General features: G+C 69.2%; 19 protein-coding genes. 12 read left to right on the forward strand and 7 right to left on the reverse strand.

Translation table 11 applies throughout. The features are described 5' to 3' along the window. Positions 1-56: 56 nt before the first annotated feature. Positions 57-800, reverse strand: coding sequence for a methyltransferase domain-containing protein (locus tag AB0J90_RS05585; RefSeq protein ID WP_363592487.1), 744 nt, complete (start codon positions 798-800; stop codon positions 57-59). Positions 801-1,098: 298 nt separating this feature from the next. Between AB0J90_RS05585 and AB0J90_RS05590 the strand changes: the two genes are divergently transcribed. Both AB0J90_RS05590 and AB0J90_RS05595 read left to right on the forward strand, forming a co-directional pair. Further along, positions 1,099-2,280 (forward strand): bifunctional glycosyltransferase family 2/GtrA family protein, encoded by a 1,182-nt coding sequence (locus AB0J90_RS05590; RefSeq protein ID WP_363592489.1) that lies wholly within the window; start codon positions 1,099-1,101, stop codon positions 2,278-2,280. Then, positions 2,277-3,125 (forward strand): ChbG/HpnK family deacetylase, encoded by an 849-nt coding sequence (locus AB0J90_RS05595; RefSeq protein WP_363592491.1) that lies wholly within the window; start codon positions 2,277-2,279, stop codon positions 3,123-3,125. The genes AB0J90_RS05590 and AB0J90_RS05595 overlap by 4 nt, the downstream gene beginning before the upstream one ends. 93 nt (positions 3,126-3,218) lie before the next feature. Here AB0J90_RS05595 and AB0J90_RS05600 read toward each other — a convergent pair whose 3' ends face one another. The 3 genes from AB0J90_RS05600 to AB0J90_RS05610 all read right to left on the reverse strand — a co-directional run bounded on the left by AB0J90_RS05600 (position 3,219) and on the right by AB0J90_RS05610 (position 5,792). Next, complete coding sequence (locus AB0J90_RS05600; protein ID WP_363592493.1) at positions 3,219-3,653, reverse strand: enediyne antibiotic chromoprotein; 435 nt, start codon at positions 3,651-3,653, stop codon at positions 3,219-3,221. A gap of 232 nt (positions 3,654-3,885) precedes the next feature. Next, complete coding sequence (locus tag AB0J90_RS05605; protein ID WP_363592495.1) at positions 3,886-4,518, reverse strand: TetR/AcrR family transcriptional regulator; 633 nt, start codon at positions 4,516-4,518, stop codon at positions 3,886-3,888. 116 nt (positions 4,519-4,634) lie between these two features. Next, positions 4,635-5,792, reverse strand: coding sequence for an acyltransferase (locus AB0J90_RS05610; protein ID WP_363592497.1), 1,158 nt, complete (start codon positions 5,790-5,792; stop codon positions 4,635-4,637). A gap of 574 nt (positions 5,793-6,366) precedes the next feature. Here AB0J90_RS05610 and AB0J90_RS05615 point away from each other — a divergent pair. From AB0J90_RS05615 to AB0J90_RS05625, 3 genes are all read left to right on the forward strand, one after another. Next, entirely contained in the window at positions 6,367-6,753 is a 387-nt protein-coding gene (locus AB0J90_RS05615) for a VOC family protein (RefSeq protein ID WP_363592499.1), read from the forward strand. Between the two features lie 209 nt (positions 6,754-6,962). Beyond that, positions 6,963-8,471: an MFS transporter gene (locus tag AB0J90_RS05620; protein ID WP_363592501.1), complete on the forward strand. Its 1,509-nt coding sequence runs from the start codon at positions 6,963-6,965 to the stop codon at positions 8,469-8,471. Between the two features lie 199 nt (positions 8,472-8,670). Beyond that, positions 8,671-8,961 carry a DUF1905 domain-containing protein gene (locus tag AB0J90_RS05625; protein ID WP_363592503.1) on the forward strand — a complete coding sequence of 97 codons (291 nt, stop codon included), beginning with the start codon at positions 8,671-8,673 and terminating at the stop codon, positions 8,959-8,961. Positions 8,962-9,077: 116 nt separating this feature from the next. Here the strand turns inward: AB0J90_RS05625 and AB0J90_RS05630 are convergent, their stop codons facing one another. The 3 genes from AB0J90_RS05630 to AB0J90_RS05640 all read right to left on the reverse strand — a co-directional run bounded on the left by AB0J90_RS05630 (position 9,078) and on the right by AB0J90_RS05640 (position 12,853). Further along, positions 9,078-10,352: a cytochrome P450 gene (locus tag AB0J90_RS05630; RefSeq protein ID WP_363592505.1), complete on the reverse strand. Its 1,275-nt coding sequence runs from the start codon at positions 10,350-10,352 to the stop codon at positions 9,078-9,080. A 183-nt stretch (positions 10,353-10,535) separates the two neighbouring features. Next, positions 10,536-11,405 carry an alpha/beta hydrolase gene (locus tag AB0J90_RS05635; protein ID WP_363592507.1) on the reverse strand — a complete coding sequence of 290 codons (870 nt, stop codon included), beginning with the start codon at positions 11,403-11,405 and terminating at the stop codon, positions 10,536-10,538. 206 nt (positions 11,406-11,611) lie between these two features. Further along, the gene (locus AB0J90_RS05640; protein WP_363592509.1) at positions 11,612-12,853 is read right to left on the reverse strand and encodes a cytochrome P450; all 1,242 of its coding nucleotides are present in this window, start codon (positions 12,851-12,853) and stop codon (positions 11,612-11,614) included. Positions 12,854-13,173: 320 nt separating this feature from the next. Between AB0J90_RS05640 and AB0J90_RS05645 the strand changes: the two genes are divergently transcribed. The 7 genes from AB0J90_RS05645 to AB0J90_RS05675 all read left to right on the forward strand — a co-directional run bounded on the left by AB0J90_RS05645 (position 13,174) and on the right by AB0J90_RS05675 (position 22,059). Then, on the forward strand, positions 13,174-14,169 hold the full coding sequence (locus AB0J90_RS05645) for an SDR family NAD(P)-dependent oxidoreductase (RefSeq protein WP_363592511.1): 996 nt from the start codon (positions 13,174-13,176) through the stop codon (positions 14,167-14,169). A 13-nt stretch (positions 14,170-14,182) separates the two neighbouring features. Next, the gene (locus tag AB0J90_RS05650; RefSeq protein WP_363592513.1) at positions 14,183-14,896 is read left to right on the forward strand and encodes a sugar phosphate nucleotidyltransferase; all 714 of its coding nucleotides are present in this window, start codon (positions 14,183-14,185) and stop codon (positions 14,894-14,896) included. Continuing rightward, complete coding sequence (locus AB0J90_RS05655; RefSeq protein ID WP_363592515.1) at positions 14,896-15,801, forward strand: NAD(P)-dependent oxidoreductase; 906 nt, start codon at positions 14,896-14,898, stop codon at positions 15,799-15,801. Before AB0J90_RS05650 ends, AB0J90_RS05655 begins: the two co-directional genes overlap by 1 nt. Before the next feature lie 301 nt (positions 15,802-16,102). Next, entirely contained in the window at positions 16,103-18,199 is a 2,097-nt protein-coding gene (locus AB0J90_RS05660; RefSeq protein ID WP_363592516.1) for a glycosyltransferase family 39 protein, read from the forward strand. Positions 18,200-18,360: 161 nt separating this feature from the next. Next, positions 18,361-18,633 carry a hypothetical protein gene (locus tag AB0J90_RS05665; RefSeq protein WP_363592517.1) on the forward strand — a complete coding sequence of 91 codons (273 nt, stop codon included), beginning with the start codon at positions 18,361-18,363 and terminating at the stop codon, positions 18,631-18,633. After that, positions 18,630-19,982 carry an FAD-binding protein gene (locus AB0J90_RS05670; protein WP_363592519.1) on the forward strand — a complete coding sequence of 451 codons (1,353 nt, stop codon included), beginning with the start codon at positions 18,630-18,632 and terminating at the stop codon, positions 19,980-19,982. The genes AB0J90_RS05665 and AB0J90_RS05670 overlap by 4 nt, the downstream gene beginning before the upstream one ends. A gap of 391 nt (positions 19,983-20,373) precedes the next feature. Beyond that, on the forward strand, positions 20,374-22,059 hold the full coding sequence (locus tag AB0J90_RS05675; RefSeq protein ID WP_363592521.1) for an AMP-binding protein: 1,686 nt from the start codon (positions 20,374-20,376) through the stop codon (positions 22,057-22,059). Positions 22,060-22,092 lie beyond the last annotated feature (33 nt).

The following is a 22,092-nucleotide window of genomic DNA, read 5'->3' on the forward strand; positions in this document are numbered from 1 at the left end:
TCGAGGCCGGGGGAGTCGATCGGACTGGCGGAGTCGACTGAGGCGGGGGAGTCGACCTAACCGGGGGAGTCGGCGGTGCCGGTGGGTGTGCCGGTGCGCCGGGCGACGAACGCCCAGCGGGTCTGGTTGTTGCCGAGGTTGGGACGCAGCCGCTGACCGGTGAGGCCGGCCCGGCGGGCGTGTGCCGCCATCTCGTGCTCGGTCAGCCGGCGCAGCCCGTGCTGTCGGCGCAGGCGCGCGTACGGCGACACCGCGATGCGTACCAGGGCCCGTACGGTGTCCACGAGGAAGCCTCCGCGCAACGCGAACCGCAGCAGGTCCACGGTGTCGGAGACCAGCCCCACCTGCGGCGGTACGAGGTCACCGACGACGAGCCGACCGTCGTCGGCCAGCAGCCGGTGCGCGTCCAGCAGGAGGTTGTCCAACTCCTCGGGGGTGAGGTACTGCACCACCGAGTGCACCACCATGAGGTCGATCGAGCCCGGCGCGAGTGCGGCGAGTCCGACGGGGCCGATCACCGACACCTTCGGATGGCCGTCGAACCGGGCCGTGAGACGAGCCCGGATGCTGTCCGCCGCCTCGCAGAGGATCACTTCGCCGGATGCCTCGGCGACCCGGTCGGCGAACAACGCCTCGCCCGGCCCGTAGTCCAGGACGCGGGCCGGGCGGGCCGGGAGCAGCCGGATGATGCTCTCCGCCACCTCCCCGAAGTGACGGTCCCGGTGCCGGTCGCTGACGTACGTGTCCTGCCCGCGGTTCCACTCGTCCAGCCAGGTCGACCCGGTGGCGGCTCCCGACACGGTGACTCCTCCCCGGTGCGGCCCGCTCCGGACGGCGGGACGAGGTGCTGCCGGCCCAGTGTCGCCGATCCGGAGCCCGGCCGTCCCCTCCGTGGTTGCGGGCCCTCGCCGCCGACGCCGCAGAGTTCGCCGGATGGCGCGAGGAGATGGCGCGAGTAGATGGCGCAAGGAGGAGGATGCCAGGAACTGCCTGCTCAGCCGACTCTAGTGCTACACCGTCCGACCGCGTGTGCACGTACGACCGCGGCACGAGCGAGAGGCAGCGCCAATGACCGCGACCGCGGAAGAGTCAGTCCAGTTGACGCGGACTCTCCTGACCGAGATCGTCATCCCGGTCCGCAACGAGGCGAGGGTCCTCGCGGCGAGTGTCCACCGGCTGCACGACTACCTCGTCCGGAACTTCCCGTACCCGTTCGTGATCACCATTGCGGAGAGCGGCAGCACCGACGCGACGCCGGAGATCGGCGCGGCGTTGGCCCGGGAGCTGCCCGAGGTCCGCCTGGTACGGATCGAGGCGAGAGGGCGCGGCCTGGCCCTGAGGCAGGTGTGGAGTACGAGCGAGGCCGACGTGGTCAGTTACATGGACGCGGACCTCTCGATCGACCTCGACGGGTTCCTGCCGCTGATCGCCCCGCTGGCCTCGGGCCACAGCGACCTGTCGATCGGCACCCGGCACGCCCGCGATTCGAGCGTGCACCGGTCGCTGCTGCGCGCGGTGCTCTCCCGTACCTACAACTTCCTGCTCCGGGTCCTGCTCGGGGTCAGCTTCTCCGACGCGCAGTGCGGGTTCAAGGCCGGTCGGCGGGAGATCGTGCAGGTCCTGCTGCCGGCGGTCCAGGACGACAAGTGGTTCTTCGACACCGAGTTGCTGTGTGTGGCGCAGCGGCACGGCCTGCGCATCCACGAGGTTCCGATCGACTGCCTGGACGATCCCAACAGCTCGGTCGACATCGGCCGGACCGTGCTGGAGATGCTGCGGGGCATGGTCAAGGTGAGCCGCCGCCGGGCCAGCGGGGCGTTGAACGTGGCCCTGCCGGAGCACCTGCGGCGGGCGAAGCTGCCGACCGGCCTGGCCCACCAGTTCCTCCGCTTCGCGGTGGTGGGCGCGGCGACCGGCGTGGTGCACGTGGGTCTCTTCCTGGCCTTCCGGACCCTGATGCCGGCGCTGGCCGCGAACGCGCTCAGCCTGTTCCTCGCCGTCGTGCTCAACACCGCGATGAACCGGCGGATCACCTTCGGCGTACGCGGGCGCGGGGGCGCGCTGCGCCAGCAGCTCGAAGGTGGTGCCGCGTTCCTGCTCAGCCTGGTGTTCACCAGCGGAAGCCTGCTGGCGGTCGGCTCGGGCATCAGCCGGGTCGCCGAGCTCGCCGTACTGCTCGTCGGTGATGCCCTCGCCACCCTCTTCCGCTTCACGCTGCTGCGACACTGGGTCTTCTCGCCGTCGCGGGTACGGCGTGAAAACGAGGAGTTGCCCCGATGACCCGTCTGCTCATCGTCAACGCCGACGACTACGGGCTCAGCGAGGCGATCTCCCGGGGCATCCTGCGCGGTTACGACGAGGGCGTGGTGACGAGCACCTCGGTGCTCGCCGTCGGTCCGGCGGTGGTCCGGTCGGCGGCCTGGCTGCGGGACCGGCCCGGTCTGGAGGTCGGCGCCCACCTGGCGGTGGTGGGCGAGGACCCGCCATTGCTGAGCGCCCGCGAGATCCCCACGCTGGTCGACCGGCGCGGCGGGTTCCGGCTGAGTTGGCGCTCGTTCATGGTCGCGGCGGTCGCGGGCCGCGTCGACCCGGCGGACGTACGCCGGGAGTACGCGGCCCAGCTCGAACGGCTGGTACGCGACCTCGGACTGGAACTGACCCATGTCGACACCCACCAGCACCTGCACCTGTTCCCACCGGTGGCGCGGATCGTCGCGGAACTGGCCGAGAGCCACGGCATCCGGGCCGTACGGCTTCCCACGAGCGCCGCGCGCGGGCCACGGGGTTTCGGCGTACGCCGTTGGAGCCGGGCCCTGTCGGCCCGGCTCACGGATTCGGGGCTGGTCTTCCCCGCTGCCTACGGCGGCCTCGACGAGGCCGGCAGTCTCACCCTGAGCCGCACCCAGCAGTTGCTCGAACGGCTTGCCCGCGGCCCGGCCGAGACCATCGAGGTGAACTTTCATCCGGGTGAGCCCACCGCCGAGGACCGGGCCCGCTACGCCTGGGGTTACCGGTGGGAGGAGGAACTCGCCGGCCTGACCGACCCTGCGCTGCGCGAGACGCTCCAGCGCCTGGACCTGAAGCTCGGCGGCTTCGCCGACCTGGTCAACCGCGCGGACGATTAGCGGGGCCGGGATCGGGGGACCGGCGGCGATCGGCGGTGGGACGCGCATTGGCTCGGGTCGCGGCGGGGCGACCCGAGCCAATGCTGCTGGGAACTACTGGAACGAGATCGCTACCGGGGCGGGGCCGGTGCCGGTGGCGTCCGAGAGCCCGACCGAACACGGCGTGGTCGTGCAGTCGACGGTGCCCCACGGGGTGCCGTCGTGGAGCACACCCGCATAGCTGGCGCGTACGGTCAGCGGCGTGGTCGCCGTACCGGCGGCGTCCGCCGTCACCTGGGTGAAGTCCGCCGGGTTGCAGACCAGGTCACCGGTGGGCACGAAGGCGCACTGGCCGACGTCGTAGGTGGATCCGGCCGTCAGTCCGTCGGCGTCGACCTGCACCACGGCCCCGTCGGTCAGTCCGGTCGACGGAGTCACCGTGGCCGTCGCCGCCGAGGCCGACGCGGGAGCCTGGAGGGCCACGGCCAATCCAAGTGCCGCCGCGGTTCCGGCGAGCATTCTGACCACGGCGTTTCTTTTCACGGACATGTAACCACTCCTCCATCTGGGGACTTATGACGCTCAAGGGCCATATTTTCGATATAGCCTTTGAGTTCCTTCAATGTCCACATTAACCAGAAGCGCTGAGGAGTGGCAATCATTTTCAATAGCAATCTCGAAGTAGCTTTTCGCGCTTTGGGGCATATATCCTGCCGCCCGCGCAATTGCAGCATTCACCCGTTCGGAGGGGGTGCACGGAGGGGCGGGGCCGGACCTCGGGCTACGGCTGCAGGCCGCTGATGATGGTGTCCACCACGTGCGCCGCGAGCCGGTCCATGACGGCGGGCTCGAGCCCCTGCAGGGGCCCTCGGGTGGCCAGGTCGGCGAAGCCGTGGACCGTCGACCAGCAGGCCCATTCGGCGTCCGTACGCCGGGCCGGGGTCAGGATGCCGGCGTCCACCATCCCGTCCAGCGCGTCCAGCAGGAGCTGGTACGGCGGCGCCACCCGATCCTCGACGGTGGGCGGCGGTTCGCCGTCACCGGGCTCGTCCTGGGTCAGGATGGCAAGTTCGAACCAGCCGGGTTCCGATATCGCGAAGTGGATGTAGCCCAGGCCGACCCCACGCAGGCGCTGCAACGCCCGCTCGGCGGGATTCGCGTCGTCGGGCACGGCGTTCATCCGGTCGAGCATTGCGTGGGCGAGCCGATCCTGCGCCGCCGCCGCGACGGCGAGTACGAGCGCCCGCCGGTCGGCGAAGTGACGGTAGGCGGCGTTCGGCGTGACCCCGACCGAGCGGGTGAGTTCCCGTAGCCCCAGCGCGGCGGCCCCGCCCTCTCGTGCGAGCCGCAGCCCGGCCTCGACCAAGGCGGCACGCAGGTCCCCGTGGTGGTACGCGCGCGTCTCGCCACCCACGATCGCACCCACCTCTCCGCCGGTTGCCGCCGCACGACCGACGTGGGCAGCGTAAACACCGACGTGGGCAGCGTAAATGACGGCGGGCGGACACGATCATGCCCCCGCGTGGAGGGTCAGGTCACGGTGGTGGTGGCCGGTACCCGGGCTCGGGACTTCGACCAGCGGCGTACGGCGGGCCGTTCGACGAACCGGTACAGGGCCGCGGACACCACGATGGTGACCGCCAGGTCGGCCAGCAGGATGAGCAGGCTCACCGGGGTCGAGTAGAGACCCGGGCCGAGCGAGAAGCGCAGGGCCAGGTACACCAGCAACTGCACCAGGTAGAAGGCGTACGAGATGTTGCCGAGCCAGACCATCACCCGGTTGCGCAGCAGGGTGAACCGGCCCGCGATGTCGGCGTTGGCGGCGGCCGCGATCAGCAGCGCGATCGGGACGATGCTCACCGCGCGGAGGCCGTAGAGGAAAGGTACGAACATCGCGAGCACGTAGCTGGCGATCAGCAGCGCTCCCGACCAGAGCATCCCGATGTCACGCCAACGACCGGTCATCACCGCGCGGGCGACCAGGATGCCGACGGCGAAGTCCAGCAGCCGCGACGGCGGGAAGATGTACGCGAAGAAGAGCTGCAACTCGGAGACCGGACCGGACTCGACCCACGGTGTCGACGGTAGCGACAGGTAGAGGATGGCGGGGATGGCGAAGCTGCCGGCGACCGCCGCGGCGAGCCAATACTTCAGCCGGCTGGGCTCGATCCGCCGGATCAGCAGGTAGAGCAGCGGGAAGCAGGCGTAGAACAGCGCCTCGACCCCGACCGACCAACTCGGCATGTCCACGCTGAAGAAGACGTTGACGTCCGGCACCCACGGCTGCAACATCACCACGTTCACCACGGTGATCCAGGCGGGGGTCATCCACATCGCGAACATGAGCATGGCCAGCAGCCAGGTGACCAGGTAGTTGGGGTAGATCTTGACGAACCGGCGGCGCCAGAAGGCCTTGACGGTGTCGTTCGGTCGCGCCGACCAGGTCAGCACGAATCCACTGAGCACGAAGAACACCTGGACGCCCAGGCCGCCGGCCGGCTGGGAGATCGCCTGGAGGTGGTTGTTCACGGTGACGTCCCGGAAGAGCGTGAGTTCCGGGACGTTCTGGAACGAGTGGTAGACCCAGACGCCGAACGCCGCAACCCACCGCAGGCCGGTCAGCGACGGGAGCCGTGAGGCGAGTTGTTCCGGCGCGAGACCGCGTGGCGGCGCGAGCGTCCCCGTCATGACTTGCTCCTTCGGAGGTGAGGGATCCAGCGCGAGCGTGCGGGAAGTACCTGCCTCTCCCGGTGCAGGACCGCATGATCGTCAAATCGCCATCGGCCAGGGTCGCGATTAACGGGGCGATCCGGCCCGATATGTGATAGTCATCGTTTGGGGTCTCTTGTCGGCCACCGGCAGTGGTCGACTTCTGTTGACAGGCTTCACCCATCGCGGCCGTGCGGCATCTTCCCCGTTGCTGTATTCCTGTCAGTGTTTTGTCCGTACGACGCGGACGCGTACGGCGACATCTCGGTGACACCACGTCCGTCAATACTGTTCGCGCTGTCCGTGGCGATTCATTGTGGGTGGCTCGGGGCGCTGACGCAGGGTTGCCGGCGGGCTGAGCGGGGTCGATCGGGCAGACCGCGGGACTTGTCCCGTACTTGGCGCAAAACACCAGGTCCGCCCCGGTTCAACGGTTCGACGGATGCGCCGATTCGACGGTGTTTTCGAGCCCGTACGACGCCCGAACTATGTTACGGGCCGTAGTTAAAGGACCGTGTTGCGCCACCGTGAGGCCCCGGTGTACGATCCAGACATGGCTGATGTAGACGGTGTAGACTTTAATTCGGACCGGCCCACTAATGTGCCCGGCTGGTTCGACATCTCCACTCCCGACTCCGAGCGGACGCGAGCTTTCTACAAGGAGTTGCTCGGGTGGACGGTGCATGTCCTGGACGACAACTACGCGCTCGTGATCGGCGCGAACGGTGAACCGACGGGCGGGATCGGCCAGGCCGGACCCGGCAGCCCCTACACGGGTTTCGTCACCTATTTCCCGGTCGACGACGTCGAGGCCGCCCTCGATCAGGCGGAGAAACTCGGTGGCACCCGGGTGCTGGAGCCGCAATCCATCCCCGGCCGCGGACGCATTGCCGTCTTCGCCGACCCCGACGGCAACAACGTCGGTCTGCTGAGTTCCTGACCCGGCCGCCGGGTTTCGCCGAAAGCGATTCACGGCCGTGATCCGAAGCAACACCATAACGCCCCGTCCCCGGCGGGATGGCGCTACCGAGGCCCACTCTTTCCCGCCTTTCGGCGCGTGCCGCGCTCGAAGCGTGCCGTGACCTGATTCCGCCGGCCCGGCGAAATGCCCCGCCGACCTCATGAAAACAATCGTCAAGGGAGACGCGCGTGTCCACGGTAGATTCGAGTACGGCCTCGGAGGGCGCCGGGGGCCCGCAGGCCGATGCTCCACCCAAGAAACTGGATCCCCGGCGGTGGTGGGCGCTCGCCCTGGTCTGTGGCCTGCAGTTCATGATCCTGCTGGACATGACCATCGTGAACGTCGCACTGCCGCGGATCCAGGAGTCCCTCGGGTTCAAGGAAGCCGGACTCGCCTGGGTCGTGAACGGCTACCTGCTGATGTCCGGCGGGCTGCTGCTGCTCGGTGGCCGGTTGGCGGACATGTTCGGTCGACGGCTGCTGCTGCTGACCGGCGTGGTCATCTTCGCGGTGTCCTCGGCCGTCTGCGGTGCCGCCGTCTCCCAGGGCATGATGATCGCGGGCCGGTTCGGTCAGGGGATCGCCGAGGCGATCGCCGCCCCCGCGTCGCTCGGCCTGATCGCACTGCTGTTCACCGAGCCGAAGGAACGCACCAAGGCCCTGGGCATCTGGGGCGGCCTGGTGGCGCTCGGCGGCACCCTGGGGTACGTCATCTCCGGGGTGCTGACCGACCTGGCGTCCTGGCGCTGGATCTTCTACATCAATCTCCCGGTCGCCCTGCTGGTCTTCCTGCTCCTGCCCCGACTCGTCGCCGAGAGCAAGATGGTGCGGGAGAAGGGTGCGAGCCTGGACGTCACGGGCGCGGTCACCTCGACCGCCGGTCTCTTCGCCATCGTCTACGGGTTGTTGCAGGCGGCTGAGCACCCGTGGGGATCGGCGCGGGTGATGCTCCCGCTCATCGCCGGAGTCTCCCTGCTGGGGGCGATGCTCATCGTCGAGCGGCGGGCGAGCAACCCGCTCATCCCACTGGAGTTCTTCGCCAACCGCACCAGGTCGGTCATCAACGTCACCTCGCTGTTCTTCATGGCGTCGTTCATCTCGTACACCTTCATGCTGACCCTGTTCGAGCAGCACGTGTTGGGCTACTCCCCGCTCGAGGGTGGGCTGGCCTGGCTGCCGCTCGGCTTCTCGATCGGGGCCGGCATCGGCCTGGGCACCGCGCTGACCCCGCGCTTCGGGGTGAAGGTGGTGGCCGCGGTCGGATTCATCGGCGCCGGTCTGGGTCTGCTCCTGACCAGCATGATCGACACCGACACCTCCTACGTCAGCGGAATCCTGCCCGGGATGATCGTGTTCGGGGTGTTCGCGGGCACGACCATGCCGGCCGCGACCAACGCCGCGCTGCACGGGGTCACCGTCCAGGACTCGGGCCTGGCCTCGGGTGTGCAGAGCACCTCGCAGCAGGTCGGTTCCGCGCTCGGTCTCGCCGTGCTCGCCACCCTCGCGCTCCGGTACGCCGGCGAGGAGATGCAGCGCGGCGTGGCTCCGGAGGTCGCCGTGACCTCCGGCTACGCCCTGGCCTTCCGGATCGGTGCCGGGCTGATGGTGCTCGGCGGCGTACTCATCCTGGCGCTGTTCGAGCGGGTCAACCCGGAACTGCGGGACCCGACGGCCGAGATGTTCGAGAAGACCGCCTGACCGGATGCTCCGGTCGGGTGCCACGAACGTGAGTCGAGGACCTGCGGTCGCCGTACGCGGCTCGCAGGTCCTCGGCGTTCCGCTCTGCGATACTGGAAGGAGCTAGCAGCCGAGCGACCGGGAGCCTCGCTTCGTTTCCAGATGCGACGAGCCAAGGGTCGAATCAGCCATCCCCCACCACAATCAGGAGGACAGGACCATGCCTGCTGCCGAGAAGCCCGCACAGAAGATCGACAAGACTTTCAAGTCGAAAATCCAATCGGATGGTGCATTCCCCACCTTCATCGAGTTGGCGGGTTCCGCCGAACTCTTCGGAACGCGGCGGCCCGTCAAGGTTGGTGGGACGATCGACGGACACCCGTTCACCGCCACCCTGATGCCGTCGGGCGAGGGCCCGCACTGGCTTCCGGTGAAGGCGGCACTGCGCAAGCTGGTGGACAAGGACACGGGCGCCGAGGTCACCGTCCACCTCCAGGAACGCCTGAGCTGACACCACATAGGCAACGGTCGACCGCGAACCGGGCGCCCGGTTCGACGGAGAACAGCCACCATGATTCGGGCCCGACCAACTCCGGTGTTGGTCGGGCCCGAATCATGGTGCCGGTGTCACCAGGTCACCGGCAGGCTCCGCAGTGCGTACACGGTGGTGTCGTCGGTGAATTCGAGTTCGGACTCGGGTACGGCGAGGCGGAGGTTGGGGAAGCGGTTGAGTAGCGCGGGGAACGCCTCACGCAACTCCAACCGTGCCAGCGGGGCGCCGATGCAGAAATGCACACCGTGACCGAAGGCCAGGTGACTCGTCGGAGGCCGGGTCACGTCCAACCGGTCGCCGTCCTCCAGCAGGTTCGGATCGCGATTCGCCGCGGCCAGCGCCGGTACGACAAGTTCGCCGGCCCGGATCTTGTGGTCGCCCAGCACGGTGTCCTTGGTGGCCATGCGGATGAAACCGCCGTGCAGTACGCCGATGTAACGCAGCAACTCCTCGACCGCCCCGGCGACGGCCTCGGGATTGTCGCGTACCAGGGCGAGCTGTTCGGGGTGGCGCAGCAGGGCCAGGGTGCCCAGGGAGAGCATCTGGGTGGTGGTCTCGTGCCCGGCGATGAGCAGGGCATTGGCGAGGCCGACCAGTTCGTCGTCGGTGATGTCGTTGGCCTCGCTGCCGGGGCCGTGCTCCCGCAGGAGCATGCCGATCACGTCGTCGCTGGGACGTTCCCGGCGATATGCGATCAGCTCGGGCGTGACCCAGCCGGCCTCGCCGAGTCGGCGCAGTTCACCCAGGGGGGTGGACGGAATCGACGGGTCGTTGCCCCGCGAGGCGCGGCGGCGTACGCTCTCCCGCTCTGCCTCGGGCACCCCGAGCAGTTCGCAGATCACCATCACCGGCACGGTCTTCGCGAACATCGACACCAGGTCGACCGGGGGACCGGCCTCCTCCATCGCGTCCAGCGCCGCGTTGATGATCTCGACCACCCGGGGCCGGCTGCGTTCGATCCGGCGGCTGGTGAACCAGGAGGTGACCATCTTCCGCAACCGGGTGTGCTCCGGTGGGTCCATCATGATCAGGTTGCCGACGAGGCGTCGTCGGCGGACATTCTCGGTGTCGAAGCCCGCGTCGATCAGCACCTGCGGTGAGGGGACGGGACCAACCTGGAAACCCTCGGTGTCGGCGAGCTGGGCCCGTACCTCGTCGTAACGACTGATCATCGTGGCCTCTTGGCCGAATGCCGTCGTCACGCGGGCAAGCTGCCCCGAGTCGCGCAAATGAGTTACTTCCTTGGCGATGTCAAGCCCGACGCGGGTGCCCGTCAGCGACATCGGGCACCCGCTGACCTGCTCGTTCAGAGCCCCGTCGCCGTCGGTGGCGTCTTGGTGATGAGTCATGCCGCCCATTGTGTGCGCCCCCATTCGTCAGATTTGTCTTGTCCTGTGCTCTCTTTTCGCACAGGACAGCGGTGACTCCGGGACCCACCGCGTCAGCGATACGCCCATGAGATCACCGTCGCGGAGCCTCGGCTCCGCGACGGTGTCAGCGGTACGGTCTGGCGCCATCCGGCGCCGGCACCGTCACGACCCGAAGAACTCCACCATCAACGGCGCCCCGGTCTTCTGGTTGAACAGATGGCCCTCGCCCTCCAGGGTGATCAGACGGGCACCGGGGATCTCCTCGGAGAGGGTGAGGCAGGCATCCTTGATCGGCGCGGAACTGTCCTCGCCACGCACGATGAGCGTGGGCACCTTGACCTGCGGCAGCGATTCGAGCGGGATCGAGTTGTGTTCGGTGCTGATCACGGTGTCGTAGATGGTCGACGGCGACATCGACACGAAGGCCTGCCACGCCGGGTGCTGCTTGAAGTGGTCCAGGGTCTCGTCGTTCATGAACCGGACGATGTCCTTGGCGAAGAGCGTCACCGTCTCGTCCCGCCGGTCCTCCGCGATCAGCTCCTTGAGCTGGGTCACCTGCTCCGGGGTGGCCTTCGGCGAGTTGTACGGAGGCTCGTACAGCCCCAGCTTCGACATAGGTACGCCCGCGGCAGCCGCCCGGATGGCGATCATCCCCCCGGTGCAGTTGGCGAAGACCGCGGTCGGCTCACCGGTCGCCTCGATCACCGCGGCCAGGTCCTCGACCTCGCGGTCGATGGTGTACTGCTCCGGGTCGCCGTACTCGCTGTCGCCGCGGCCACGGCGGTCGTAGTTGAAGACCGTGAAGTGCTCGGACAGGATGCTGGCGAACGGGGTGAACATCGCCCGGTCGTTGAGCCCTCCGCCGATCACGACAACGGCCGGTCCGCTTCCGGACCTCTCGAACGCGATCGCGGTACCGTCCGCCGACAACACCTTCTCGACCGGCAGGTTGCGCGGTCCGGCGTAGTCGTCGTCGAGCGGAAGCCCTTCGGGGGCGACTCCGTGGTCGTCCACCACTGCTGGATCTACCATCGACAGTCTCCTTGGCTGAAAGTCCGCGCCGCGCGGATGCCGTACGCGGGAGAGGTGGGGATGCGGGAAAGGCGGCGGCGCGACACCGGGTGACGCGACCGCCGCACGGTTCGGCGCGGTCCCTCGACGTCCCGGGCGCCCGCTGCGAAAGAGCCAGCGGTACGCCCGGAACGGTCGAGAACCGCACCGATGAGTGCTGTCGGGGCCTAGACGAGGCTCGGAACCTTGCCCTTCAGGTACACCGGCAGGCTGGCGTGCCCGTTGACCACGAAGCTGCCCTGGCCGACCAGCTCGTCGCGGCTGACCGCGAGCTGCAGGTCGGGGAAGCGGGCGAACAGGGCGGGGATACCGATGATCCACGCCTCCTTCGCCAGCCGGGCGCCGAGGCAGTAGTGCACACCGTGCCCGAACGACAGGTGCGTCTTGTCCTCCCGCAGCGCGTTGAACTCGTCGGCGTCGGCGCCGTGGATCGCCGGGTCACGACCGATGCCGGCGAAGTCGATGAGGACCGCGTCACCCTTGGCGATCGAGACGCCGCCGATCTCGAAGTCCTCGGTGGCGTAGCGGAACGGCAGGTGGGCGACGGGCGACTCCACCCGGAGCGTCTCCTCCCACACGTTCTCCCAGGGAATCTCCCCGGAGACCACCTTCTGCCGCAGGTCGGGGTCGGTCAGCAGAGCCAGCGAAGAATGGGCGAGCGCGTTCACCAGCGTCTCGGAACCGGCGCCGAGCAGAAGGTGCAGAGTTCCGATCATCTCGGAATCGCTCAGCCGCGAGCCGTCCTCTTCCTTGGCCGCGATCATCCCACTGGTGAGGTCGTCACCGGGGTTGGCGCGCTTGTATTCGACCAGGTCGGAAATGGCCTTCTGCCACTGTCCGAGATTCGCCTCGGCGACCTCGGCCGAAATGCGGGTGTCGATGTTCTTGTGGCCACCTTCCAGTACCTCCGCGCGGGACTCCTCGGGTACGCCGAAAAGGTCGCACATCAGTCGGGTCGGCAGTTCCGCGTGGAACATCGCCTTCAGGTCGACGGTTTCGGTGCCGGCCGCCGCCATGTTGTCGAGGAGGTCGTTGACGGTCTTGTGGATGTGCGGCTTCATGTCTTCGACGCGCCGCTGGGTGAACGCCTTCAGGAGCAGTTTGCGCAGGCGGGCGTGGTCGACACCGTCCTGGGTGGCCATGGTGTCCATGGCGACCCAGGTGATCAGCGGCCAGCCGTCCGAGATCTCGCCGTTGATGTACGCGGGCCAGTTACGACGCGGATTCTTCGAAAACCGCTCGTCGCCCATAATCTGCTTGGCGACCTCGTAACCGTGCACTGACCAGGCGAGTACGCCGTCCGGGAGTTCGACCCGTGCGATCGGGCCCTGCTCGCGCAGACGGGCAGTTTCCCCATGGGTGTCAGCGCCTTCGGGATCGAGGACGTACGGGCACACAGCTTCTGACATGGGACACGACCTCCAACAGGGGTCCGTTGTGGTGACCAGATGTCGAGTAGGCCGGCATCGACGGAACCTTGTGTTATTGCCCATCAGTGGACCACTGGCGCCGATACCGGAAAGCTCGATCGCTTCCTCACGCTATCCCCCGTACTGCGCTCCGCCTTCTTCCTGATTGCGGGACCGGCAGGCCCGGCAGATCCTCGCCCAGGGCAGCAATATCGGAGAAGCCGAAGCGGATCGTCGCGTGTGACCGTATGGGGGCCATCGATCAACGGAGATCGTGGATGGCTGACGAAACTTCGGCACGGGGACACCACGGAGGGGCGATGTCGGAGCTCGTAGCGGTCACCGGGGCAGAGGGATTCATCGGGTCCCACCTGGTCGAGGCGCTGGTACGCCGCGGGCACCGGGTGCGGGCGATGGTGCTGTACAACTCGTTCGGCTCGTGGGGCTGGCTGGACCGCCTGGACGCCGACGTACTGGCCCAGGTGGAGGTGCAGCCGGGCGACGTACGTGACCCGGCGTCGACCCGGGCACTGGTGGAACGGGCCGAGGTGGTCTACCACCTGGCGGCGCTGATCGCGATCCCGTACTCGTACCAGGCGCCCCGGTCCTATGTGGAAACGAACGTGGTGGGCACGTTGAACGTACTCGAAGCGGTGCGGGCCTGCGGCACACCGAGACTCGTGCACACCTCGACCAGCGAGACCTACGGGACGGCACTGACCGTACCGATCGGCGAGGCGCACCCGTTGCAGGCGCAGTCGCCGTACGCGGCGACGAAGGTTGCCGCGGACAAGCTGGTCGAGTCGTACCACCTGAGCTTCGGGGTTCCCGCGGTGACGCTGCGGCCGTTCAACACCTTCGGCCCGCGCCAGTCGGCCCGTGCGGTCATCCCGACCATCATCAGCCAGCTCGCCGCCGGCTCGCGGGAGATCAGCCTCGGTGCGCTCGACCCGACCCGCGACTTCACCTTCGTCACCGACACCGCCAACGCCTTCGTGGCGGTGGGCACCGCACCGGCGTCGGCGGTGCTCGGTGAGGTGTTCAACGCCGGCACCGGGGTGGAGGTGTCGATCGGTGAACTCGCCACCGACATCGTCCGGCTGATGGACGCCGACGCCGTGGTCACCGAGGACGTACGGCGCAGACGCCCGAAGGACTCCGAGGTGATGCGGCTGGTCTGCGACGCCGGCAGGCTGCGCGAGCGTACGGGATGGAGCCAGGCGTTCGACCGCGACGCCGGCCTGCGGCAGACGATCGAGTGGTTCCGTGACCCGACCAACCTGGCGGCCTACCGCCCGGGCCGGTACGAGCAGTGAGGGGGCACCTGCCATGCACGCGGTGATCCTGGCCGGCGGCAAGGGGATCCGGCTGCGCCCCTACACCAGCCGGCTGCCGAAACCGCTGGTGCCGATCGGCGACGAGTTCTCCATCCTGGAGATCGTGCTGAGCCAGCTCTCGCAGCGGGGCTTCTCCAGCGCCACCCTGGCCATCGGCTACCTCGGGCACCTGATCCGGGCGTTCGTCGGCGACGGCAGCCGCTGGAACATGGACATCGAGTACGTGACCGAGGACGTACCGCTGGGCACCATGGGCCCGGTACGCGGAATGCTCGACCGGCTGCCCGAGCACTTCCTGGTCATGAACGGCGACATCCTCACCGACATCGACTACGCCGACGTGCTCCGGCACCACAGCGCGCACGGTGCGCCGCTGACCGTGGCCACGTACCGGCGGGAGGTGCGCATCGACTTCGGGGTGCTGTCTACCAGGAACAAGCAGGTGGTCCACTTCGTCGAGAAGCCGACCATCGACTACCAGGTCAGCATGGGCATCTACGGCCTGAGCCGCAGCACGCTGGAGCGCTACACCGTCGGTGTGCCGTTCGGCTTCGACGATTTGGTGCTCGACCTGCTCGGGCGCAACACCCCGCCGGCCGAGTACCCGTTCGACGGGTACTGGCTGGACATCGGTCGCCCCGACGACTACGACCGCGCGAACACCGAGTTCGACTCGATCAAGGGAACGCTGCTGAAGGGGGCGTGATGCGCGTCGTACTGGCCGGGGCGAGCGGTTTCGTCGGTCGGCACGTGTGGCGGGAGCTGACCGACACCGGGGCCCGGGTCACCACCGTCGGCCGGCGCGTACCACCGTGGTCGGACCGGCACGAGTGCCTCGACCTGACCGGGCCGGACGGTGCCGGTCTGGTCGCGCTGCTCACCGGCGACGGCAGCCCGGTCGTGCTGGTCAACTGTGCCGGTGCGACCGGTTCCGACCTGCCCGCCCTCGCCGAGGCGAACGTCGCGCTGCCGGCGGCGCTGGTGGCCGCGGCGGCGCGGGTCGCGACACCGGTCCGGCTCGTGCACCTCGGCTCCGCCGCCGAGTACGGCCCGGTCGAGCCGGGACACGCGAGCGCGGAGGGGGACCCGGCCCGTCCGGTCGGCGGCTACGGGCTGAGCAAGCTCGCCGGCACCCACGTCGTCGGCTCGGCCCGCGCGTTCGGTCTCGACGCCGTTGTCCTGCGACTCACCAACCCGGTCGGTGCGGGCGCACCGGCGAGCAGCCTGCCGGGCCGGCTCGCCGCCGAGCTGCGCCGGGCGCGCGGCGGGCCCGGCCCGGTCCGGATCGGCGCGGTGGACGCGGTCCGGGACTTCGTCGACGTACGGGACGTGGCTCGGGCGGTGGTCGCCGCGGCGCGGGTGCCGGCGCTGGACGTACCGGTGCTCAACATCGGCAGTGGCCGGGCGACCGTGGTGAAGGAACTGGTGGACGCCCTGGTCGAGGTGAGCGGCTACCGCGGCGAGATCCGCCACGACGGCGACGGCTCGACACGTTCCGCCTCCGTGCCCTGGCAGCGGGCCGACATCACCGCCGCCGCGAAGGTGCTGGGCTGGCAACCCCGGTCCGAGCTGCGGACCATGCTGACCAGCCTGTGGCGGGACCCGGCATGACGCGGCTGCCGACGTACCCCTGCCTTGCCGTGGCCCACCGCGAACCGCGCCCGTGGACCGCGTGGTCGCGCGCCCCCGGACCCTGCCGTGCCACCCGAGGGCCCACCGGTCGGCGGCACGGCCGGCATTTTGCTCGCTTTCCACAGCTCCGCCGCTGGGTCTCACCCGACAGTTTCGGAAAGGACATTCCATGACCTCCGTCACGCACGGTCCACCGCCGACGACCGGCATAGGGGAGCGCAGTCGGGATCAGCAACGGATTGGGTCGCCGGCACCCGTGGCGGCCGTTCGCGGGAACTGGATGCAGGGCCTGGCGCTCGCCGCGATCTGCGTGCTGGCGGGTCTGCTCTACGCCTGGCTGATCGGCTCCAGCGACTACGGCAACTCCTACTATTCGGCCGCGGCCAAGTCGATGACCGAGAGCCTGAGCAACTTCCTCTTCGGCGCCGCCGACCCGTACGGCGTCGTCTCGGTCGACAAGCCGCCGCTGGCGCTCTGGCCACAGGCGATCTCGGTGATGATCTTCGGCTTCCACAGCTGGTCGCTGCTGCTGCCCCAGGTGGTCGAGGGCGTGCTGGCAGTGTTCCTGCTGCACCGAGCCGTACGCCTGTGGGCGGGGGAGAACGTGGCGCTGCTCGCGGCGCTGATCCTCGCCCTGACCCCGATCACGGTCGCCATCAACCGCGACAACAACATGGACTCCCTGCTGGTGCTCGTGCTGGTGGCCGCCGCGTACGCACTCACCCGGTCGGTCTACAGCCCCGACGGTCGGGGACGGACCCGTTGGCTGCTGCTGACCGCCTTCTTTGTCGGCTGCGGCTTCAACGCCAAGATGTTGCAGGCGTGGATCATCGTGCCGGTGTTCGCGCTCGCCTTCCTGGTGAGCGTCGCCGGCCCGATCAAGCGCCGGATCACCGATCTGCTCGCGGCAGGCGGCGTACTGGTGGTGTCGTCGTTCTGGTGGCCGGTGCTGCACGACCTCTGGCCGGGCGACAAGCCGTACATGGGTGGCAGCACCAACGGCAGCGCGCTGGAACTCGTCTTCGGTTACAACGGCTTCGGCGCGCTCTTCGGCTACGGCCAGCGACCCGGTGGGTCGGGCATCAACGTCCCGCTCGCCATGGTCGGGCTCTCCGGTGGCAGTCCCGGCATCTCCCGGATGTTCTCCCCCGAGGTCGGCGGCCAGATCTCCTGGCTGCTCCCGCTCGCCCTGCTGACCCTGTTGGTCGTCGGGGCGGCCGGGTACCGGCGGTTGTGGTTCGAGCAGCGGGGCGACCCCGCGCAACGGGCCGGCTGGTTCCTCTGGGGCGGCTGGCTCCTGATCACCTTCGCCGTCTTCAGCTTCACCGAGGGCATCTTCAACACGTACTACACGGTCATGTTGGCGCCGGCGATCGCCGCGGTCTGCGCCGCCGGCATCGCGGTGCTCTGGCGGAAGTACCGCGACGCCGACGGGTACGGCTGGCTCCTGCTCCCGCTGGCGGTCGCGCTCACCGCGGTCTGGGCGTTCCGGGTGGTGTCCCGGGACCTGCCGTGGAACGGCTGGAGCCGGTGGGCCGTACTCGCCACCGCCGCGGTCGCGGTCGCGGGGCTGGTACTGGGCGGGCTGTCGGTGGGGCAGCGGCGGGCACTGGGGCGTCCCGCGCTCGTACTCGGCGTGGTGTCGGCGCTGATCGCACCGGCCGCATGGTCCGTGGGTACGGCATCCGTAGCACCGACCAACGGCGGCTTCCCCGCCGCCGGCCCACCGAACGAGGCGTTCTCCGCACTGCTGCGCGGCGAGATCCCGGCCGTGATGCGGGCGGTCATGACCGGAGTCTTCCCGCCCGGCATGGAGATGCCGCCGGGGCTGATGCCGCCTCCGGGGATGCCGCCGCCCGGCGCGGAGCCGCCGGCCGGGATGCCCCCGCCCATGCCTACGTTCAAGCCGGAGGAACTGCCCGTCGGCCCGCAGCGCGGCGGCGGGTTCGGCGGCACCGAACTCTTCGAGGAGAACCGCAAGGTCGTCGAGTACGCCCAGAAGAACTCGGCCGGCGCGGGGATCACCCTCGCGGTCGAGGGCGGTGGACTCACGTCGGCGCCGTTCATCATCCACACCGACGCGACAGTCGTCGGGCTGGGCGGGTATCTCGGTGCCGACAACGCGCCCACGGTCGACCAGCTCCAGCGCTGGGTGGACGAGGGCGAGCTGAAGTTCGTCTACACCGCTCGTCCGGAGGGCCCGCAACCGGGCGGCATCGCGAGCATGGGCGGCGAGGTGCAGCGGGAGCGGCTGGCCTGGACCGAACGCACCTGCACGGTCGTCGACCCCGCCGTCTACGGCGGTACGCCGTCCGTGCCGATCGGGAAGCTGCCCACACCGGGCTTCCGGGACGCGACGCTCTATCGCTGCGGATAGCCGTCCCACGGGTACGGGTCAACCGTTTGTCACCGTTGCCGAACGCGTTGCATCCGTCACCACCAAAGCGTAATGTGCGACACATTGGGAAATGTCATCGCGGTGCGTACCGCATATTCCTGGAGGCCGTCTTGAGCAAGGCATTTGTCGTTCGCTACGAAATGCAAGCGGACACCGCCGAGGAGAACCAGGCCCTGATCCAGAACGTTTTCGCGGAATTGGCGGAGAAGGCCCCCGAGGGTATTCGCTACGCCTCGTTCCGGCTGGCCGACGGGGTGACGTTCGTGCACGTCGGGGTCATGGACGACGACGCCGGTGCGCTGACCGACTTCGCCGCGTTCCAGGAGTTCCAGAAGGGCTTCGGTGAGCGGGTCGCCGGAAGCCCGGTGGCGAGCGGCGCGGAGCTGGTGGGATCGTACGGGTTCATCCCGTGATCGGATTCCGTCGCGGCACCCGCGAATGGTCGACCGTGCCGGGGCCCGACGTCGTGGCCGTGCCGGAGTTGGTGGGGACGCTCGGCACGGGTGCGCGCGAACTTGCCGACGCGGCCGTCGACTTCGGACACCAGGTGCACCGCCGCCCGCTGGCGGTGCTCCGTCCGGGCAACGCGGCCGACGTCGCGGCGATCGTACGGTTCGGCCGGGAGAACGGGCTGACCGTGGTGCCGCGGGGCGAGGGTCACTCGGTCGACGGCCAGGCGCAGGTCCGCGACGGAATCGTGGTCGACATGTCCGCGCTCGCCGAGATCGGTGAGCGCGGACCGGACCGGATCAGTGTGGCCGCCGGTGCCCGGTGGAGTGCGGTGCTGGGCGCGACCCTGCCGTACGGCACCGCGCCGCCGGTGGTCGTGGACTACCTGGAGATGTCCGTCGGTGGCACGCTCTCCGTCGGCGGCTTCAGCGGCGCCACCCACCGTCACGGCTGCCAGGCCGACAACGTGCACGACCTCGACGTGGTCACCCCCGACGGTGAGCTGCTGACCTGTTCGCCGAAGCGCGACGCCGACCTCTTCGACGCCGTCCGGGGCAGCCAGGGCCAGTACGGCATCATCACCCGGGCCACGCTCGCCCTGGCGCCGGCCGCCAGTACCGCCCGTCGTTACCTGCTCACCTACCACGATCTCGGCCCGTTCCTGGCCGACCAGCGGCGGCTCGTCGACGACCGGCGGTTCGACTACGTCGGCGGCCAGGTCCGGTACGTCGACGGCGAGGGTTGGCGTTACCTGCTGGAGGCCGTCTCCACCTTCGATCCGCCGGCCGAGCCGGACGACCGGGCGCTGCTCGGGGATCTCGGGTACGACCGCGACACCGCCGAGATCGACACCGGGTCCTACGGCGACTTCCTGCGCCGGGCCGCCGCGATGGAGGCGGCGATGCGTTCGGCCGGTTCCTGGCAACGCGACCCGCACCCGAGGTGCAACCTGCTGCTGCCGGGTCGGCACGCCGAGGCGGTCATCGGTGACGTGCTCGGTTCGCTCGGGCCGCAGGACATCGGTACGGGCGGCGGTGTCATGGTCTACCCGTTCCCGACCGCTCGGATCGTCGCGCCCAACGTGGCGCGGGCGCAGGATCCGGTGACCGTCCTGTTCGGGGTGCAGCGGACCGCGCCGCCCGACGACCCGCAGACGCTGGACCGGATGCGCCGGGCCAACGCGGTCCTGCGGGCGAGGGTCACCGAACTGGGTGGCGCGGCCTACGCGTACCCGACCGCGTTCCACGACGCGCGGGAGGCGGCGTCCGGTCGTCCCGCGCCCGAGGCGGCCGCCGCGCTCCCGACCGCCTGACCGCCGGGTCCGCCCCCGTCGGGCGCCCTTTCAGCGGTACGCGGATGCCGGCCGCCACTGCCGCGGCCGGCATCGCAAATCTCGGCCAATGATCTCCGCTCGGGTATTACGCGCGAATGCGTCGCGTAATTCCGGGACGGATCCGCGTACCCAATGGTCCAGCAACGTGAGAGAAACCGGCACCGGTCCGGACGGCTAGTATGAGCTGGTGATTGGGTGATATGGAATTCGTTGTAGCGACTGACGATCTTCAACTGAGTCGGCTCGTCGACTGATCCAGCGGGTTTGTTTCCGCAGTTCCGGCGCCCGCAGGATTTCCGCCACCCGCCCCACTGTCCACACACCCGATGGCCGGGTGCGGATGCCGGCCCGTCAAACCTCAGGAGCAACCATGCCCGAGACAGCGGTAAGGCCGACCCGTACCGGGTTCGTCCCCTGGCCCGAGGATGCGGCCGCCCGGTACGTCGCCGAGGGCTACTGGGAGGGACGTTCGCTCGGGTCGCACCTGGCAGACGCCGCCCGCAAGGCCCCGGATGCGATCTGTCTGGTCGACGGCGACATGCGCCTGACCTACCGGGAGTTCCTGGCCCGGGTCGACGGGGCCGCCTCCCGGATGGGCGCGCTCGGGCTGCGGGCCGACGACCGGGTGGTGGTGCAACTGCCGAACTGCTGGGAGTTCGTCATCGTGACCGTGGCGTGCCTGCGCCTCGGTGCGGTGCCGGTGTGGATGCTGCCGCAGCACCGCCAGTACGAGATCGGCGGCGTCACGGCCCACGCCGAGGCCAGGATGATCGTGGTGCCGGACACGTACCGGGACTTCGACCTCCAGGCGATGGCGCACGAGGTGGTGCGCGACGTGCCCAGCGCCGAGCACGTCCTGGTCGTCGGCGCCGACGTCCGGCCGGGCAGCGTCGACTTCCGGGCGCTGTGCGAACCGATCGAGCACGCCGAAGCGGTGGCCGCGGAGTTCGACGCGGCCGCCCCGGGCGGTGACGCGGTGGCGATGCTCATCCCGTCCGGCGGGACGACCGGGATCCCGAAGCTCATTCCCCGTACGCACAACGACCTCACGTACATGATCAAGCGGGCGATCGAGGTGTGCGAGTTCGGCCGGGACAGCGTCTACCTCGCGGTCCTGCCGCTGGGCCACGGGTTCCCCAACACCGGCCCGGGGGTGCTCGGCACGCTGCTGGCCGGTGGCCGGGTAGTGGTCGCCGCCTCACCCGCACCGGAACTGGCGATGCGGACTATCGAACGGGAGCGGGTGACCGCGACCTCCGTGGTGCCGGCGATCGTGCAGCGCTGGCTCGACCACCGCGACGCCGAGCCGGGCATCGACCTCAGCTCGTTGCGGTTGTTGCAGGTCGGCGCCTCGCGCCTGCCCGTCGCCATGGCCGAGCAGATCGGTCCCAAGCTCGGCTGCGGGCTCCAGCAGGTGTTCGGGATGGCCGAGGGGCTGCTCTGCCAGACCCGCCTCGACGATCCGGCCGAGGTTGTCAACCACACCCAGGGGCGGCCGATCTGCCCGGACGACGAGATCCGCATCGTCGACGAACGGGGCGAGCCGGTGCCGTACGGGGAGCCGGGGGTGCTGCTCACCCGAGGGCCCTACACGCTGCGGGGTTACTACCGGTCGCCGGAGCTGAACGCGCACGCGTTCGTCGACGGCTGGTACCGCACCGGTGACGTGGTACGGCAGACGAGCGACGGCAACCTGGTCGTGGTGGGCCGGGACAAGGACGTCATCAACCGGGGCGGGGAGAAGATCGCCGCCGAGGAGTTGGAGGTCTTCGCGTACCGGGTGGACGGGGTTGTCGCGGCCGCCGCGGTGGCGATGCCGGATGCCGTACTCGGCGAGGCGGTGTGTCTCTATGTCGTGCCGGCCCCCGGGAAGCGGGTCGAGGTCGCCGACGTCCGGACGGCGATGCTCGATGCCGGAGTCGCCCGTTTCAAACTCCCGGAGCGCCTGGTGCTGGTCGATTCTTTTCCGATGATCGGGGTAGGAAAGGTCGACAAGAAAGCATTGCGAGCGGACATCGCCCGGCGACTGGAAACAGAAGACGCCCCGTCCTCCTGATCCGTCCACGGTAATCAGTCGCGCGTCACCGGA

Origin of the sequence: Micromonospora sp. NPDC049523 (genome assembly GCF_040676775.1) — a bacterium.
GTDB lineage: Bacteria > Actinomycetota > Actinomycetes > Mycobacteriales > Micromonosporaceae > Micromonospora_G.

What these genes read in the sequence shown, in the direction of transcription:
- AB0J90_RS05600 (WP_363592493.1), bottom strand. Translation starts at nt 3,653, where the DNA reads ATGTCCGTGAAAAGAAACGCCGTGGTCAGAATGCTCGCCGGAACCGCG.
- AB0J90_RS05675 (WP_363592521.1), top strand. Translation starts at nt 20,374, where the DNA reads ATGCCCGAGACAGCGGTAAGGCCGACCCGTACCGGGTTCGTCCCCTGG.
- AB0J90_RS05655 (WP_363592515.1), top strand. Translation starts at nt 14,896, where the DNA reads ATGCGCGTCGTACTGGCCGGGGCGAGCGGTTTCGTCGGTCGGCACGTG.
- AB0J90_RS05665 (WP_363592517.1), top strand. Translation starts at nt 18,361, where the DNA reads ATGCAAGCGGACACCGCCGAGGAGAACCAGGCCCTGATCCAGAACGTT.
- AB0J90_RS05635 (WP_363592507.1), bottom strand. Translation starts at nt 11,405, where the DNA reads ATGGTAGATCCAGCAGTGGTGGACGACCACGGAGTCGCCCCCGAAGGG.
- AB0J90_RS05640 (WP_363592509.1), bottom strand. Translation starts at nt 12,853, where the DNA reads ATGTCAGAAGCTGTGTGCCCGTACGTCCTCGATCCCGAAGGCGCTGAC.
- AB0J90_RS05660 (WP_363592516.1), top strand. Translation starts at nt 16,103, where the DNA reads ATGCAGGGCCTGGCGCTCGCCGCGATCTGCGTGCTGGCGGGTCTGCTC.
- AB0J90_RS05630 (WP_363592505.1), bottom strand. Translation starts at nt 10,352, where the DNA reads ATGACTCATCACCAAGACGCCACCGACGGCGACGGGGCTCTGAACGAG.
- AB0J90_RS05645 (WP_363592511.1), top strand. Translation starts at nt 13,174, where the DNA reads ATGTCGGAGCTCGTAGCGGTCACCGGGGCAGAGGGATTCATCGGGTCC.
- AB0J90_RS05615 (WP_363592499.1), top strand. Translation starts at nt 6,367, where the DNA reads ATGGCTGATGTAGACGGTGTAGACTTTAATTCGGACCGGCCCACTAAT.
- AB0J90_RS05610 (WP_363592497.1), bottom strand. Translation starts at nt 5,792, where the DNA reads ATGACGGGGACGCTCGCGCCGCCACGCGGTCTCGCGCCGGAACAACTC.
- AB0J90_RS05625 (WP_363592503.1), top strand. Translation starts at nt 8,671, where the DNA reads ATGCCTGCTGCCGAGAAGCCCGCACAGAAGATCGACAAGACTTTCAAG.
- AB0J90_RS05595 (WP_363592491.1), top strand. Translation starts at nt 2,277, where the DNA reads ATGACCCGTCTGCTCATCGTCAACGCCGACGACTACGGGCTCAGCGAG.
- AB0J90_RS05650 (WP_363592513.1), top strand. Translation starts at nt 14,183, where the DNA reads ATGCACGCGGTGATCCTGGCCGGCGGCAAGGGGATCCGGCTGCGCCCC.